This is a genomic window from Kosakonia quasisacchari, from assembly GCF_004331415.1.
GTDB lineage: Bacteria > Pseudomonadota > Gammaproteobacteria > Enterobacterales > Enterobacteriaceae > Kosakonia > Kosakonia quasisacchari.
The window spans coordinates 90,221-103,704 of sequence record NZ_SJOP01000019.1; the positions used below are offsets into that span (position 1 = coordinate 90,221).

Annotated in this window: 20 protein-coding genes; 4 read left to right on the plus strand and 16 right to left on the minus strand. The window is 53.0% G+C overall.

Translation table 11 applies throughout. The annotated features are described in order from the left end of the window. Positions 1 to 15: 15 nt before the first annotated feature. The 4 genes from fliI to fliF are packed head-to-tail and all read right to left on the minus strand — an operon-like array spanning position 16 to position 4,783. The gene (gene fliI / locus E0L21_RS18910) at positions 16 to 1,386 is read right to left on the minus strand and encodes a flagellar protein export ATPase FliI (RefSeq protein ID WP_131412184.1); all 1,371 of its coding nucleotides are present in this window, start codon (positions 1,384 to 1,386) and stop codon (positions 16 to 18) included. Next, positions 1,386 to 2,102, minus strand: coding sequence for a flagellar assembly protein FliH (gene fliH / locus E0L21_RS18915; RefSeq protein WP_131412186.1), 717 nt, complete (start codon positions 2,100 to 2,102; stop codon positions 1,386 to 1,388). The genes fliI and fliH overlap by 1 nt, the downstream gene beginning before the upstream one ends. Next, positions 2,095 to 3,093: a flagellar motor switch protein FliG gene (fliG, locus tag E0L21_RS18920; protein WP_020454194.1), complete on the minus strand. Its 999-nt coding sequence runs from the start codon at positions 3,091 to 3,093 to the stop codon at positions 2,095 to 2,097. The genes fliH and fliG overlap by 8 nt, the downstream gene beginning before the upstream one ends. Next, positions 3,083 to 4,783 (minus strand): flagellar basal-body MS-ring/collar protein FliF, encoded by a 1,701-nt coding sequence (gene fliF / locus E0L21_RS18925; protein ID WP_131412188.1) that lies wholly within the window; start codon positions 4,781 to 4,783, stop codon positions 3,083 to 3,085. Before fliF ends, fliG begins: the two co-directional genes overlap by 11 nt. A 225-nt stretch (positions 4,784 to 5,008) precedes the next feature. Between fliF and fliE the strand changes: the two genes are divergently transcribed. Further along, positions 5,009 to 5,320: a flagellar hook-basal body complex protein FliE gene (fliE, locus tag E0L21_RS18930; RefSeq protein ID WP_131412190.1), complete on the plus strand. Its 312-nt coding sequence runs from the start codon at positions 5,009 to 5,011 to the stop codon at positions 5,318 to 5,320. A 29-nt stretch (positions 5,321 to 5,349) separates the two neighbouring features. Here fliE and E0L21_RS18935 read toward each other — a convergent pair whose 3' ends face one another. The 11 genes from E0L21_RS18935 to E0L21_RS18985 all read right to left on the minus strand — a co-directional run bounded on the left by E0L21_RS18935 (position 5,350) and on the right by E0L21_RS18985 (position 11,263). After that, a complete protein-coding gene (locus E0L21_RS18935; RefSeq protein WP_131412192.1) occupies positions 5,350 to 6,648 on the minus strand; it encodes a tyrosine-type recombinase/integrase in 1,299 nt (432 codons plus the stop codon). Further along, positions 6,645 to 6,938 (minus strand): excisionase family protein, encoded by a 294-nt coding sequence (locus tag E0L21_RS18940; protein WP_131412194.1) that lies wholly within the window; start codon positions 6,936 to 6,938, stop codon positions 6,645 to 6,647. Before E0L21_RS18940 ends, E0L21_RS18935 begins: the two co-directional genes overlap by 4 nt. A 29-nt stretch (positions 6,939 to 6,967) precedes the next feature. Then, positions 6,968 to 7,243, minus strand: coding sequence for a hypothetical protein (locus E0L21_RS18945; protein WP_131412196.1), 276 nt, complete (start codon positions 7,241 to 7,243; stop codon positions 6,968 to 6,970). Further along, on the minus strand, positions 7,243 to 7,479 hold the full coding sequence (locus tag E0L21_RS18950; protein ID WP_131412198.1) for a hypothetical protein: 237 nt from the start codon (positions 7,477 to 7,479) through the stop codon (positions 7,243 to 7,245). Before E0L21_RS18950 ends, E0L21_RS18945 begins: the two co-directional genes overlap by 1 nt. 1 nt (position 7,480) lies before the next feature. Continuing rightward, positions 7,481 to 8,089, minus strand: a complete 609-nt coding sequence (locus E0L21_RS18955) for a hypothetical protein (RefSeq protein WP_131412200.1) — start codon at positions 8,087 to 8,089, stop codon at positions 7,481 to 7,483. After that, positions 8,086 to 8,397 carry a hypothetical protein gene (locus E0L21_RS18960; RefSeq protein WP_131412202.1) on the minus strand — a complete coding sequence of 104 codons (312 nt, stop codon included), beginning with the start codon at positions 8,395 to 8,397 and terminating at the stop codon, positions 8,086 to 8,088. The genes E0L21_RS18955 and E0L21_RS18960 overlap by 4 nt, the downstream gene beginning before the upstream one ends. Further along, complete coding sequence (locus E0L21_RS18965) at positions 8,387 to 8,605, minus strand: TraR/DksA family transcriptional regulator (RefSeq protein WP_131412222.1); 219 nt, start codon at positions 8,603 to 8,605, stop codon at positions 8,387 to 8,389. Before E0L21_RS18965 ends, E0L21_RS18960 begins: the two co-directional genes overlap by 11 nt. Continuing rightward, positions 8,605 to 9,327 (minus strand): hypothetical protein, encoded by a 723-nt coding sequence (locus E0L21_RS18970; RefSeq protein WP_170312075.1) that lies wholly within the window; start codon positions 9,325 to 9,327, stop codon positions 8,605 to 8,607. The genes E0L21_RS18965 and E0L21_RS18970 overlap by 1 nt, the downstream gene beginning before the upstream one ends. A gap of 11 nt (positions 9,328 to 9,338) precedes the next feature. Next, on the minus strand, positions 9,339 to 9,698 hold the full coding sequence (locus tag E0L21_RS18975) for a hypothetical protein (protein WP_235855257.1): 360 nt from the start codon (positions 9,696 to 9,698) through the stop codon (positions 9,339 to 9,341). A gap of 339 nt (positions 9,699 to 10,037) precedes the next feature. Further along, positions 10,038 to 10,862 carry a YfdQ family protein gene (locus tag E0L21_RS18980; protein WP_131412206.1) on the minus strand — a complete coding sequence of 275 codons (825 nt, stop codon included), beginning with the start codon at positions 10,860 to 10,862 and terminating at the stop codon, positions 10,038 to 10,040. 38 nt (positions 10,863 to 10,900) lie between these two features. Further along, positions 10,901 to 11,263, minus strand: coding sequence for a hypothetical protein (locus E0L21_RS18985; protein WP_131412208.1), 363 nt, complete (start codon positions 11,261 to 11,263; stop codon positions 10,901 to 10,903). 407 nt (positions 11,264 to 11,670) lie between these two features. Here E0L21_RS18985 and E0L21_RS18990 point away from each other — a divergent pair, with 407 nt between their 5' ends. Next, complete coding sequence (locus E0L21_RS18990) at positions 11,671 to 11,955, plus strand: hypothetical protein (RefSeq protein WP_131412210.1); 285 nt, start codon at positions 11,671 to 11,673, stop codon at positions 11,953 to 11,955. Between the two features lie 282 nt (positions 11,956 to 12,237). Here E0L21_RS18990 and E0L21_RS18995 read toward each other — a convergent pair whose 3' ends face one another. After that, positions 12,238 to 12,891 carry a LexA family protein gene (locus E0L21_RS18995; protein ID WP_235855256.1) on the minus strand — a complete coding sequence of 218 codons (654 nt, stop codon included), beginning with the start codon at positions 12,889 to 12,891 and terminating at the stop codon, positions 12,238 to 12,240. Positions 12,892 to 12,985: 94 nt separating this feature from the next. Here E0L21_RS18995 and E0L21_RS19000 point away from each other — a divergent pair, with 94 nt between their 5' ends. Together E0L21_RS19000 and E0L21_RS19005 are read left to right on the plus strand one after the other, a co-directional pair. Then, a complete protein-coding gene (locus E0L21_RS19000) occupies positions 12,986 to 13,183 on the plus strand; it encodes a Cro/CI family transcriptional regulator (protein WP_131412212.1) in 198 nt (65 codons plus the stop codon). Between the two features lie 25 nt (positions 13,184 to 13,208). After that, positions 13,209 to 13,484, plus strand: a 276-nt coding sequence (locus E0L21_RS19005; RefSeq protein WP_328590659.1) for a YmfL family putative regulatory protein, incomplete at its 3' end; no start/stop codon positions are given.

Genomic DNA, 13,484 nt, shown 5'->3' on the forward strand with positions numbered 1-13,484 from the left:
CAGCTCTCCACTACCTTAGACTGTCGGGAAGATCAGCTCTAATGCCTGTATTGAATCTTCCCACCCGGCACGTTCAAAAATGCCCTGCTGCAGGAAGGCTTCCAGGTGTGGCCACAATGTGATGGCTTTATCCAGCATTGGGTCGCTACCGCGCGCATATGCGCCAACACTGACCAGATCGCGGTTACGTTGGAAGCTCGACAGCAACTGTTTAAAGTTCCGGACTCTGGCGTAATGTTGTTCCGTAATTAACGCTGTCATCGCACGACTGATGGAGGCCTCAATGTCTATGGCCGGATAGTGACCGGCTTCCGCCAGGCGGCGGGACAAGACAATGTGTCCATCAAGAATTGCACGTGCGGAGTCAGCGATCGGATCTTGCTGGTCATCCCCTTCGGTGAGAACGGTATAAAACGCGGTGATCGAACCGCCGCCGTGAATACCGTTCCCCGCGCGTTCCACCAGCGCCGGTAATTTGGCGAAGACAGAAGGGGGATAGCCTTTCGTCGCTGGCGGTTCGCCAATGGCCAGCGCGATTTCACGCTGCGCCATGGCATAACGCGTCAGGGAGTCCATGATCAGAAGCACATGCTGACCGCGGTCACGGAAATCTTCAGCAATGCGCGTCGCGTACGCAGCGCCCTGCATACGCAATAAAGGAGAAACGTCTGCCGGGGCGGCAATGACCACCGAACGTGCGCGACCTTCCGCGCCAAGGATGTTCTCGATAAAATCTTTTACTTCGCGGCCACGTTCGCCAATCAGCCCCACGACGATAACGTCAGCCTGGGTATAACGGGCCATCATGCCTAACAACACGCTTTTACCGACGCCGGAACCAGCGAACAGACCCATACGCTGGCCACGACCAACGGTCAGCAGTGCGTTAATGGCGCGCACGCCGGTATCGAGTACATGCTCAATCGCCGTACGTTGTAAGGGGTTAAACGGCTGCGTGACCAGCGCGCCGGTTTCACCGGTTTCCGGTGCGGGCAGACCGTCGAGCGGCTTGCCGCCGCCATCCAGCACGCGGCCAAGCAGGGCAGGGCCGAGCGGCAGTTGTTTACTGCTTTGCAAACCATCACCTAACACGCTGCGGGCATAAACGCGTGCGCCAGGCAAAATACCTTCGACTTCTTCCAGCGGCATCAAAAACAGACGCTGACCGTTGAAGCCCACCACTTCACATTCGACTTCGCGTGTTTCGACACCGTCCTGACGCTCAATAATGCAGGTCGCACCCAGCGGCAGTTGCAGGCCGGTCGCTTCCAGCACCAGACCTGTCGCGCGGGTCAGTCGACCATAACGGCGCACAGAGGGCAGCTGCGCCATCTTGACTTCAAAGTTATCCAGCGTCGTTAGCCAGCGGGTCAAACGTGCGGTCATTAAACTACTCCCGGCGCCGCCAGACGGCACAGTTCTTGCCAGCGTGTTGCCACGCTGGCGTCGAGATCGCCTTCATCGGCGGACACTTTGCAACCGCCCGGATGCAGGGTCGGGTCGCCACGCAAACGCCAGCCGTGCAGGCTGAGGGTTGCGCCAAGCATCTCTTCCACGCGCTGCAAATCGTCCGGATGCACGCGCAACTGCGGTTTACCGCTGAACAGCGGCTCTTGCTGAATTAAATGTTGGATCTGCTTAATCAGCGCGCTGTTATCAACAACCGGCACCTGGCCTAACACCTGGCGTGCGGCTTCCAGCGCCATCTGCATCAGACGCGACGCGATAACGCTGTCCAGCGCATCCAGCGTGTACTGGAATTCGCTGACCAGTTGCTGCATGCGGGCATGTATCGGAGCCTGTTGCTGGCGCGCCTGGTTCAGGCCATCTTCGCGCCCTTGCGCCAGACCTTCCTGATAGCCGACGTCGTGACCCGCTTTGCGACCTTCTGCCAGACCGGCGTTATAACCGGCGTCGTGTGCCTGCATCTGGATCTGCGCCAGTTGCTGTTGCAGCTTCTGTTCTTGTGATATCTCGTCTTCTTCGCCGTCCGCCTCAGCGGCTGACGAGGACTCTTTCATCAGCAGGGGGGCGAACTCAGCCGCCAGCGGGAGAGCCAGATCATCCGGCGTCCAGATTTTCCACGGCAATTCATTAGACATAGGTATCCTCGCCGCTGCCAATTACCATCTCGCCGGTCTCCGCCAGACGGCGAACGATGAGCAGGATGGCTTTCTGTTCGTTTTCCACCTGAGACAGACGCACCGGCCCACGGTTGGCCAGGTCGTCGCGCAGGATATCTGCCGCACGCTGCGACATGTTGCGCAGGAACTTCTCGCGCAGCGGCTGCTCGGCGCCTTTGAGGGCAACCAGCAGGGATTCGGAATCCACTTCCTGCAGCAGGCGCTGGATGCTGCGGTCGTCCACATCCACCAGGTTTTCGAACAGGAACATCTCGTCGATAATTTTCTGTGCCAGCTCGCCGTCGAACTCGCGAACGGCGGTAATAACCGCTTCTTCCTGCTGCGTTTTCATCAAGTTGATGATTTCCGCTGCGGTTCTCACGCCGCCCATTTTGCTGCGCTTGAGATTCTGGCCGTCGAGCAGGTTGTTCAGCACTTCGGTCAGCTCCGCCAGTGCAGCAGGCTGTACGCCGCCGAAGGTGGCGATACGCAGCATCACATCGTGACGCATACGCTCATCAAACAGCGCAAGGATATCCGCCGCCTGAGAACGTTTGAGGTGCACAAGGATAGTGGCGATGATCTGCGGGTGTTCGTCGCGAATAAGGTCGGCGGCGCTCTGCGGCTCCATAAAGTTGAGCGTTTCGATGCCGCTGGTGGTATCGCGCGTTTCGAGAATATCTTCCAGCAGGCTTGAAGCACGCTCTTCGCCGAGGGCTTTTACCAGCACCGAACGCAGGTAATCGTTGGCGTTGATGTTCAGCGCCGCGAATTGTTCTGCTTCGTTCTCGAACTCCTGCAATACGTCCATCAGCTGTTTGTTGGAGATCTGACGTACGCTGGCCATCGCGGTACTCAAGTGCTGGACTTCGCGGGCGGAGAGGTGTTTGAACACCTCAGCCGCGCGATCTTCGCCAATGGTCATCAGCAGGATGACGCTTTTGTCCGTTCCGGAAAGATTATTGCTCATGTTCGTTACTCATCCACTGGCGAATGACCAGCGCCACGACGCGCGGATCGTTATCTGACATTTCGCGAATACGCTGGCTCATCACCTCGGCGCTCAGGCGCTGATTAGAGCGACGCTGCTGTTGCTGTTCGTCTTTGCTGAGGCGAACTTCCACGGATTCTTCGATTTCCGCGCGGGTTTGTTGCGCTTCCTGCAAGGCTTTCGCCTCTTCCTGGCGGCGTACCAGTTGCGGACGTACCGCTTTACGCCACAGCAGCCACGCGACGATGAGTACCAGCAACCAGCGACCTGCGGACATCAACTGCTCGATAAACGACTGCTGCTGCCAGAACGGGAGCTGACCACCGACATCATCCGTTGCGTTGAACGGCGAGTTGACGACGTTCAGGGTGTCACCGCGTTTCTCGGTGTAGCCCATCGCTTCACGGGTCAAATCTTCAATCTGCTTAATCTGGTCGGCTGTCAGGGCAGCGGTTTTGCCACCAGGCAGCGAACGGTAGTTGACCACCACCGCGACAGAAAGGCGCTCGATATCACCCACGTTCAATTTGGTGTGGCGAATCGTACGGTCAACTTCGTAGTTATTGGTTTCGTTATGGGTAGTGTTACGCGGCCCGGTAGTGGTGCTTGCCGTGCTCGTGGCTTGTTGACCCTGTGCATTTTGATTCTGCTGACCGTTCTGCTGATTGGCCGGTGGTGTGGTGATCGGCGCGGCATTCGCTGGGGCAGGCTGGTTCGACAGCGCACCCGGAACGCCGCCAGGATACTGGCCGCCAATCTGTTCGCTGCTATTTACCTGACGTGAACGCAGCACTGCCTGTGATGGATCGCCGCCGTTTGGCGTGTATTGCTCTTCCGTCTGCTCTTTATTCGCAAAGTCGAGTTTCGCCGTAACCTGCGCGTGAACGTTGCCGTTGCCAACGATAGGCCCAAGGATCGCTTCGATACGACGCTGGATACGGCCTTCAACGTCGGCAGTGTATTTCAGTTGTGCATCATTCAGATCGCGACCGGCAGCGCCGGATTGGGTCAGCAGACGACCGCTCTGATCGACAACGGTCACGTTGCCCGGCGGCAAACCTGCCACCGCACTGGAAACCAGGTGTACGACGGCACTGATCTGGCCGTCATCCAGCGCGCGTCCCGGTTGTAAATTCACCGTTACGGACGCGGAAGGGGATTTCTGCTCGCGCACGAACAGCGACGGTTTTGGCATCGCGAGGTGAACGCGTGCGCCTTTTACCGGGCCGAGTGCTTCGATGGTGCGGGCCAGTTCGCCTTCCAGCGCACGCTGGTAGTTCACTTGTTCGCTGAACTGGCTGATACCGAATTTTTCCTGATCCAGCAGTTCAAAACCCACAGCGCCGCCTTTCGGCAGACCCTGCTGAGCCAGTTTCAGGCGCAGTTCCTGGACTTTATCGGCGGGAACTTCAATAGCGCCGCTACCGTCAGCAAAGCGGTAGGGGATGTTCATCTGCGTCAATTGGGTGACGATAGCGCCACCGTCCTGATCGGACAGGTTGCTATAAAGCGTGCGGTAGTCCGGGCTTTTCGCCCACAGTACCATCGCAACAACAATGGCAACCGCTGCTGCAGCGGCCACCATTAAAGGGATTTTGGGGTTCGCGCGTAAGCGGTTAAGCCACTCAAGAGATTTATTCTGCGGTGCAGTTGTTGCAGTCGCACTCATTGCGCACCTCGTAACTCTAGGTGGATGTTGTTATTTGAGTTGAGAAACAAAACAGACTCCCGGGTCGGCAAACTCGACAAATGTCCATTAACTGGCAGTGTCATTATTTGATGAATCTGAATTTTCTATGCCTCAAATAACCTGGTTTTTTGTCGCTATTTACCGCCATTATCCCATTGACAAGCTGTTAACCTTGTCAGGTATCAAACCATCCGGGGATTTACCATGGCTATACAGGGCATTGAAAGCGTCGTCAGTCAGCTGCAGGCAACTGCCGGGATTGCGCGTAATCAGAGCGTGGAAAGTGAACCGTCTATCAGCTTCGCCGGGCAAATGCATGCTGCGCTGGATCGCATTAGCGACACGCAAAACGCAGCGCGTACCCAGGCGGAAAAATTTACACTCGGTGAGCCGGGCGTAGCGCTGAACGACGTGATGACCGATTTGCAGAAATCATCGATCTCGTTGCAAATGGGCATTCAGGTACGTAACAAACTGGTTTCTGCATACCAGGACATCATGAACATGCAGGTGTGACCAACCTAAGATACTGTTGCACAACAGTATTACAGATTGGATCCTACTGCCTGGGGCATGGGTGGGGCAAACGCTGACAATTTCTGGTTCAGAATTGCGATCTGATCCAGATTGTTGTCGGCCATCCATTTCCCATAAACTTTGTAAACCATCTGGGCGTCGGCATGTCCCATCTGGTTGGCTATGAAGTTGGGGTTAGCTCCGGCAGATAAAGACCAGCATGCATAAGTGTGTCGGGACTGGTATGCATTCCTGTGCCGTAGTCCCGCTTTTTTTAGTGCATCCCCCCAGATCTGATTTATCGAACTTACGGAATAGTGATGACCACACTTGCCGTTTATCGAACTGATTTTTGGGTTGAACACAAACGTGCATTTATGCTTGACCGACCTTCCAAACTCTCTCGTCATAACATCAACTTCGTACTGCTTACCCAGCCTTGTCATTTCAGCCTGATTTCGCAAAATCTCTATGGCGGCATCAACAAGAAAAACCTTCCGATCTGTACCAGCTTCAGTTTTTGGGAATGTAAACTCGTTTGCCAGAGTGTGATTTCTTGAAACGGTAATAACCCCCTGAACGAGGTCTATATCCTCCCAGGCAAGAGACACCAGTTCTCCGTGTCGCAGCCCCGTATAAATGGCCAGTGACCACATGTTTTTGACCTGCTGATGCCGTAGCGCATCAATAAGCCTGTCGAATTCATCACGACTAAGTGGATCAGGCGCAGAACGTGATTTTTTAAGTGGCAACATTCCATTGAACGGGCTTTCCTTTATATATCCACCATCAATTGCAAACTGAAACAGGCCATTTACGACGCCCATATAGTAATTGACCGTAGGGACAGATCGGCCTTTCACTGGCTTAGTATGCCCTTTCTTCAGTATCTGATAACCCGTCAGCAGTTCGCGCCGGAGGTTCAGCATATCCTCCTTCGTAAAGGACGATATCAACCTGCCTTTACCAAGGCGCGGAAGCATATTTCTCACCACTGACCGATATCTTGCGTGTGCATTCGCGCAGATTTCGACCTTCTTCAACTCAAGCCAGCGCTCTGCAATTTCCTGCACTGTTATCTGCGTTATCTGCCGATCTGCAACGCCAAACTTTGAAAGGTTAGGGGAGTTTGGAAAATTTGCTGCGTAATTAAATCTCCCTGTTTTTATTTCAAAGCAAACTGCCGCCCGCAATTCTCCCGCTATCTTTCTGTTCTTTGGTGTATCGGTAACACCGAGATTCTCTCTGACCCTCCTCCCTTCGTAGATGAACCATATGCGTAGTGAACCGCCATGGTTTTCAACGCCTGTTGGGTATGTTTTATTCATTCACCCTCCTGACGCCCAAGAGCCTGACAAGAATAAACGGATTGCAATGTCCGTGCACCAGGCTGTTTCTTTTTGAGGCTTTCAATCCACTGGTCGATAGCCTTGCGGTTATACATACATTCACTGTTCGGCTTCGGATCTCCATCAGGAGCGACATGCAGGTATTCACGACCAAGAAGCCATGACTTCTTACGTGCTACCTCTATTGTGCCGTGGCGCAGGCCAGTAATTTCAGTGAGCTTTTGCTCAGTCACCCATTCATTGGGGACAACGTAAGATTTTTCATTCATCCAGGTATCTCCATACCGGCTGCAACCGGCTATTTCAATCTGTACGCACATGACGAGCAGCCAAGCCTGGCACCGTCGTTACATTTCAAACAAATCTCGGGTTCGCTGGTGGACGTAGCCACCAGTTTCATGATCGGGGCAGGGACGAGCACTAGCATCGGCACGCGAAATATCTGCCGGCGCAGCGCGGCAATCTCGTCGGCCTGTTCCATGACGCGGGCGTGAAGGTCTTTTGCTTCCTCTTTCCACCACCACAGATCCGCTTTCATGCGGCGCTGACGCCGCAGTTTCAGTTTGCTGGGCATTAGTCGTCCTCGTCCCAGTCTTCATCGTCCTCGTCATCAACACATGGGAAATTTAGAAGGGGATTGGTTGCTGCCAGCATTTCACTGGCAGCGCCACGGCGTTGAAGTCTGCGCAGCGCTTCATAAAGCTCGAAAGCTTCGGTGCGTTCTTCGCCGATATCTAAAGAGCAAGCAACCCGGTGCGCAGCGGTAACGATATTTTCTAACTGGACGCGAATATCCTGGATAGTTTCCACCTCACACCTCCTGCTCAGGCGCAGCCGGGTCAAAACCAAACCAGAATTTAGTCGGGTCAGCACATACCGGTTGTTCGCCATTCCGGAATATCACAAAGCTAATCCCATGCAGTTCTGCCAGCTTTTTAGCCTCGGCAATCCACGCCGCCGTTACAGGTTCGGCTTTGAGCATAGCGGTGCGGTAGGCGTTCCAGCCGACTTTGCGCTGAACATTTCCGAACTGCCTCAACATCTCAGCAACCGCCATGAACGAGCCAAATTCGTAGTAACAGGCTGGGTCATTGTTCTGGTGGCGACCTCCGAGGTGATTAGCCCAATTCTCGTAGCTCCAGTCAAAGCGCTCGCTGTGTTGTTCATCAGGCACAGCCACCGGCGCTGGCGGTGCGGCGTACAACGGCATATCACTAGGGTGGCGCGAAGGGATGTCTACAACCGCGTACATACCCTTATCAATGTTTGCTTTCTCAATAGCGCTTATGCGGCAAAATGGCTCGATGCTCATCACCGCCAGCAGCATGCGGATCATCGTTTCCTCTTCGGAATCCCCGCCGTGTTTGATGTGCTCAAGCAGTTTCTCTTCCAGCCGATCCCGGCTTAATTGTGTTTTCATGGCTTCAACCCCTCGAATGAAACAGTGGCATTAAACATGTCACTCGGATCGCGGTAGAACTTAATAGAGTGAACGCGGAGAACTCCTATACGGTTGTTGGTAAATGAAATCGTGAAGGTGTCACCTTTCTTTGGCATCGGTTCGTAAATCAGACCAGCACCAAAGTAATGGCCGGTGATCTCCATCTTTCCCTTTTCTTTGAAGCCGTGAACGAAGTGCAGGGCGTGGCCCCATGTTTGCGTTGTGTAATCGAACTCTGTGCTTTCAGCCCTGTTACCTTTCAGCAGTGCGATTAATTTAGCGAGCATTGTCGGCCCCCAATTCAATCAGCTGCTGGCAATCCACACAGGTTTTGCAGCCGGGAACGGCAGAGCGCCGCGCTTCCGGTATAGCCTCGCCGCACTCTTCGCAATGCTCGGCTGACGGAGCATTACGGTCGATGCGTATGCGTTGTAAGGCGTGCGCCATGTTGAGCTCTACCAGCTCGTTGGCTTGGTCGATGATTTCAGATGGCATCATGCACCACCTTCAATGCGTCGAAATTCGATTACCCACACCCACGGGCTATGTTGCCAACTTTCTGCGCCATAAATTGACTGCCAGAGGCTTATGAAGCTGTCGCTAGGACGGTCAAACCATTCTTGAACGTCATTCAAATTAGCCGCCAGGTAATTGCAATAGGCTGGGTCAGTTACTGGAGTACTGTCTCTACGACGAATACCTTCAGCCAAAGCGTCTTGCTCACTGATACTGTTCAGCCGCTCAACCCGCACGCCGGTAATCTCCAGCGTGATGCGAGATGCCCAGCGAGGCATGTGGATTGATGGTGTCCAGGCACCCTCAAAATCGAAGCCATCAGGCGAGGTCCAAAGGCCGTAGTTTTGGGGTTTCTGAATAGCGCTAGCGCGATAAATACGTTGCGCGTCTTCTCTGCTGCACAAGTTGCCATGGGCATCCACTGGATGATCATCTTCATTACCGATGCATGAGAACGTCTCGCGCACCCAGATGCGATCGCCGACGTAACCGAACGGGCAAGAGAACAATTTAGAACGGGCGTGAGTGCCAGTGGCATTCGATTCTGCCCAGTGGTATTTACCGATATCGTTACGTTTGGTTGAATTAGCGATGCGTAAAAGGCCTAACTGGTTTGATTCAGGCTGCACCTTCATGAGCCGGCGTGTCTGCGTCTTACGGCCATCGAGAATGGCGCGAACCATCTCGTCGTTAAAAAACATTGGACGCTCTTTCACGGTTGCACCCCTTTCATCTGCTCAAACTGGCGGGCGATAGCTGCGGCTTCGGGTGATGGTTCGGATTTATTGCGCAACCAGATGCACACAGCGCCTTCTTCTGTGTCATGGATAGACCCGACAAACCAGCCATCACCTTTTATTCCTGATGGCTGCCAGGATGAAATGTCATAACCATCACCGTGCTGCTCAATTTCATCCTCATCGCGCCACTCCTCCCTCAGTTCGAGGCCTTTTTCTTCCAGCCACGCATCAAATTCACCAGCCAATCCGTATTCTCTGCCATTAGCAGGCTTGAAATAATCGGGGTGTGTCCAGTAGCCGTTTTGATCACGTTCTACTGGCCGGGGTGCGATTGCGGGTGATGATTGCGTCTGCTCAACTTCGGCTGATGATGCTGTCTGAGTACGGACCTGGGCGATGTATGCGAGGTTCAACGCCTCAAGACGAGAAGACAGCTCTTTAATCAGGTCCGAATAAACACCGGTCTGCTTGATGCTGGTGGCGTAGCTGTTGGCGGTTCTCACCAGCTCGATAATGGTCATTGATGCCAGTTGTTGTCTCATTGCGTTGTATCTCCTTTGCGCGCTGCAACGCGCGATTTTTGGATGCACGAATCCCTCGCCGGATGGCGATAATTAAATTGATTTCGCTTCCAAAAATGCCCCGCACCGGGGGCATTTGCAGCAGAGAATTTAAGCGCTGAAGGTACCGATAAAAGTTTCCACACTGCTGCCTTTAAATTTTTCTACCAGCAGATCGCGAAATTCGGCGGCCATCTCTTCTTCGTAGCTTTCCAGCAGCGTGATACGCAGAACCAGTACCGGATTGTCGCTGGCCAGAATGCTCATGCGTAACTTGATGCGGTATTCACCAAGCCCTTCATAAGGGATGCACTTAAATTCGAACGCCACCGGCATAATGTCTTTGCTCTTGGCTTCAACACTTTCCATCACAGAGCGTTTGCCGCTGAAGTCCTGATCTTCGTACTCCGCACTGCGGATAGCATCGATTGTGATTTTGCGAACAGCCGCCGCCGCGCGCTTGGCTTCAATAACCTGTCCGTCGGCATCGAACCCGGTGACATAATCAGACCAGTCTTCCAGCCACTCAGCCAGTTGCTTCTGGCTATTGCGATCGCCGTTGATGTTCAGCAGCGCTGTATACGGTGAGGTGCGTTTCAGCGCCAGAACAGCTTTGTTATCTGCATGACCGGGATTTTCCAGCGTGCCAAGATTGAATACGGATACCGCTGCCATGCTGTCGGCATTGATAAAACAGCGGGTGCCGTCAGCAGCATAGTCACTGGAGTAGCGGACGAAATCTTCGATACTCTGGGTTTCCATCTTCCCGCGGAACCGAAAACGGGTGGTATAAAGCTTTTCCAGGCTTTCCACGCTTACATCTTTCGGCAGCGCGACAGCAGGGCAGTCAGCGCCAGCGAGCTTTTCTTCAACCAACTGACTGAAAACCAGATCGCGGATCTGACTGATGGCGGTTGAGTCGACTTGTTGAGACATGGTTTTTCCTTACGTGAATGATTAAGAAACCGGGCCGGTTAGCGCTGTGCCTGGTTCGGCTGGCCCTGAAGGGTAAACAGTTGCCCCTGGTCTTCCTGCAACACGGTGAGCTTCCCGCCGCGGTTGACATACATCGGGGTTTCGGTGGTGTCTTCTTCTGATGACTTGCCGCGCGGTGTAGGTTTCACGAAAGCCAGCTTATGCACGATGCCCACGCGCTTTTCTTCCATCGAATTACTGAGGCGGGAAATGTCGAAAGTGAGTGTCACCTTGCCTTTGTTGCCGTTGTTAAGCACGCCCAGGGCAACTTCATTCAGTGCTGCAGCCACTTTGGTTTCGAACACACCGCCGTCGAGTTCCCCGAAGAAGTCGGGGATATTGGTCAAACGTTCTTTGTCCATCGGTCTTACCCTCTGAATGGCGGCAGACACCGCCGGTTAGTATCTCCACACAACACACAAGAGCATCTGCGACTGCAATCGCCCGGGTGGATTGGGTTATGAGCCCGTCGCCCGGTGATGCTCTTGTGTGTTGCGTAAAAAATTGCGGCGCCCTCACGGGAAAGATCCGACGCCGCCAAAAACTACCAGTTGGCATTTATACTGTTGTGTGGTGCCAGATGCTTATCTTCTGGTTACCGTCAAAGCGGCTGCAATTCACCACAACTGGAAGCGCACTCCCGCTTAATCACACCTGCCACCCATAACTGATGAGAGAAGGAGTGCGCTTTCATGTTGTGTGCCTGGCTTTTAACCACATCAGGTTCGGTGGTGTCCTGGTGTTCTAACCCAATCAGAAGGGCTCGAATATGGACGCGGTGCTGCAGCAACAAATCAACCAACTGACTCTCGAAATTGCCCGCCTGAAAGAGGCTCAGGAAGTCGCTGAGAAGAATGTTGTTAACCTCGTTGCGCGGTCTGAATTTACCGTTGCGCTAATCTCTGCCCTTATCACTGACGGCACCATCAGCACCGATGATGCTGTGGATTTCATCAAGGAGGCTCCCGTTGAAATCCCCGGATTCACCGAGAGCGTCGAGCAGGCTCGCCACACCGTTATCGAAATCCTTAGCTATCCGAGAGCACACTTTTAGCCGCTGCGTTTTGCCGGACTCTTCCCGGTGGTCAAACCGAATCGCCACGATGGTTCATCGCTCAGGCCGAAGTACGGGGCTGGCTTGCACATTCCGGCTACCCGCTGGATCGGGATACTGTCAAAGGAATCCCCGGACCGCTAACGACGCATGTGCCATACGCCGTGATTTGAAGTTTAATTATTCAAACAAAAATGTCAATGCAGTAGTTCGTAAAATTAAACTAATTTTGTTTGGATATAAAAAAACCAGCCGTAGCTGGTTGTTTTTAAAATTTATTTATCAAGGGAGGTTCATCTCAAGCCGTACACATACGCCGACTATCTCGCATGAAGCGTCTATGGGGATTGGTCTATACGCCGGATTTAATGGCATCAGATACATATTAGGGCCATCAACAACCAATTTTTTAATTGTTGACTCACTTGAGCCATTTAGGCGGGCAACAACAATTTTCCCGCTTACGGGTTCAATATCTGGATCCACAATGACTAGCGAACCGTCAGGAAGAGACAAGCCTGAGCCAGGAGGGCTAGACATTGAATCGCCTGTTACACGCAATGAGAATGCATAAGGCGAGACCTTTGCTGTTGTTTCGATCCATTCAGTCACTTCGTCTAAATTTCCCTCGACCATTTCCTTCCAGTTGCCTGCTTGGACTGATGATAAAAGCGGCACGCGCCGACGAATATCGGGGCCAGGATGCGAGTTACCACTGGATTCCTCAACAAGTCCACCTTCCGTCAACCAGCGCTCAGTCACGCCAAGAACGTTTGCAAGCTTACTTAAATATTTTGCAGACGGTTCTGTTCCACCGTTAACCCATTGGCTAACAGTGCCTCTGGAGGCTCCAGTGGCCTTAATCAAGTTGCTGCTTCGTAGATTCAACGCCTTCAAGCGCTGACATATACGGTCGCTCATATTTTCTTTTTTCATGTTTAAAAATTTAAACAATCTCTTGTTTAATTTCTTGACTATTTTTTGTTTGAAACATTAAACTTCAAAAGTGAAATTCAAACCCGGAGGAGAAATGTTTAAACAAAAACTAATTGATCATTTCGTTACTGCAACTGCTGCCGCCAAGGCTCTTGGAGTGTCGAAATCGACGGTCAGCCTATGGAAAGAAAGTGTTCCCTGGAAATATGCATTGCTGGCTGAAAAGTTGACCAACGGAGCCATCAAATATGATCCGGTGGCATATCAGAAGCATAACGAAACGGCTGATTAACCGTAACTACCAAAGGAAAAACAACATGGTAGAGCACAGTTTGAAAGAGGTGGTTAAGGCGATGTGTAAAGCCTATCCCGGTGGACGTGAAGCGATGGCCGGCGCGCTTGGCATGACCGCCACGCAGTTCAATAACAACCTCTACGAGAAAAACGGCTGCCGGTTTTTCGAAGTGACAGAGCTGGAAGCGATGGAGGACTTATCGAATACCTCATTCCTGGCTGATTACTTTGCGAAGCGCCGCGGCTGTCTGCTGGTGGAAGTCCCAACCTTTGAAGATCTCGATCGCGTCGACCTTTTC

Coding starts and splice junctions, on each gene's coding strand:
- fliI (WP_131412184.1), bottom strand. CDS start 1,386: ATGACCGCACGTTTGACCCGCTGGCTAACGACGCTGGATAACTTTGAA.
- fliH (WP_131412186.1), bottom strand. CDS start 2,102: ATGTCTAATGAATTGCCGTGGAAAATCTGGACGCCGGATGATCTGGCT.
- fliG (WP_020454194.1), bottom strand. CDS start 3,093: ATGAGCAATAATCTTTCCGGAACGGACAAAAGCGTCATCCTGCTGATG.
- fliF (WP_131412188.1), bottom strand. CDS start 4,783: ATGAGTGCGACTGCAACAACTGCACCGCAGAATAAATCTCTTGAGTGG.
- fliE (WP_131412190.1), top strand. CDS start 5,009: ATGGCTATACAGGGCATTGAAAGCGTCGTCAGTCAGCTGCAGGCAACT.
- E0L21_RS18935 (WP_131412192.1), bottom strand. CDS start 6,648: ATGAATAAAACATACCCAACAGGCGTTGAAAACCATGGCGGTTCACTA.
- E0L21_RS18940 (WP_131412194.1), bottom strand. CDS start 6,938: ATGAATGAAAAATCTTACGTTGTCCCCAATGAATGGGTGACTGAGCAA.
- E0L21_RS18945 (WP_131412196.1), bottom strand. CDS start 7,243: ATGCCCAGCAAACTGAAACTGCGGCGTCAGCGCCGCATGAAAGCGGAT.
- E0L21_RS18955 (WP_131412200.1), bottom strand. CDS start 8,089: ATGAAAACACAATTAAGCCGGGATCGGCTGGAAGAGAAACTGCTTGAG.
- E0L21_RS18960 (WP_131412202.1), bottom strand. CDS start 8,397: ATGCTCGCTAAATTAATCGCACTGCTGAAAGGTAACAGGGCTGAAAGC.
- E0L21_RS18965 (WP_131412222.1), bottom strand. CDS start 8,605: ATGCCATCTGAAATCATCGACCAAGCCAACGAGCTGGTAGAGCTCAAC.
- E0L21_RS18970 (WP_170312075.1), bottom strand. CDS start 9,327: ATGTTTTTTAACGACGAGATGGTTCGCGCCATTCTCGATGGCCGTAAG.
- E0L21_RS18980 (WP_131412206.1), bottom strand. CDS start 10,862: ATGTCTCAACAAGTCGACTCAACCGCCATCAGTCAGATCCGCGATCTG.
- E0L21_RS18985 (WP_131412208.1), bottom strand. CDS start 11,263: ATGGACAAAGAACGTTTGACCAATATCCCCGACTTCTTCGGGGAACTC.
- E0L21_RS18990 (WP_131412210.1), top strand. CDS start 11,671: ATGGACGCGGTGCTGCAGCAACAAATCAACCAACTGACTCTCGAAATT.
- E0L21_RS18995 (WP_235855256.1), bottom strand. CDS start 12,891: ATGAAAAAAGAAAATATGAGCGACCGTATATGTCAGCGCTTGAAGGCG.
- E0L21_RS19000 (WP_131412212.1), top strand. CDS start 12,986: ATGTTTAAACAAAAACTAATTGATCATTTCGTTACTGCAACTGCTGCC.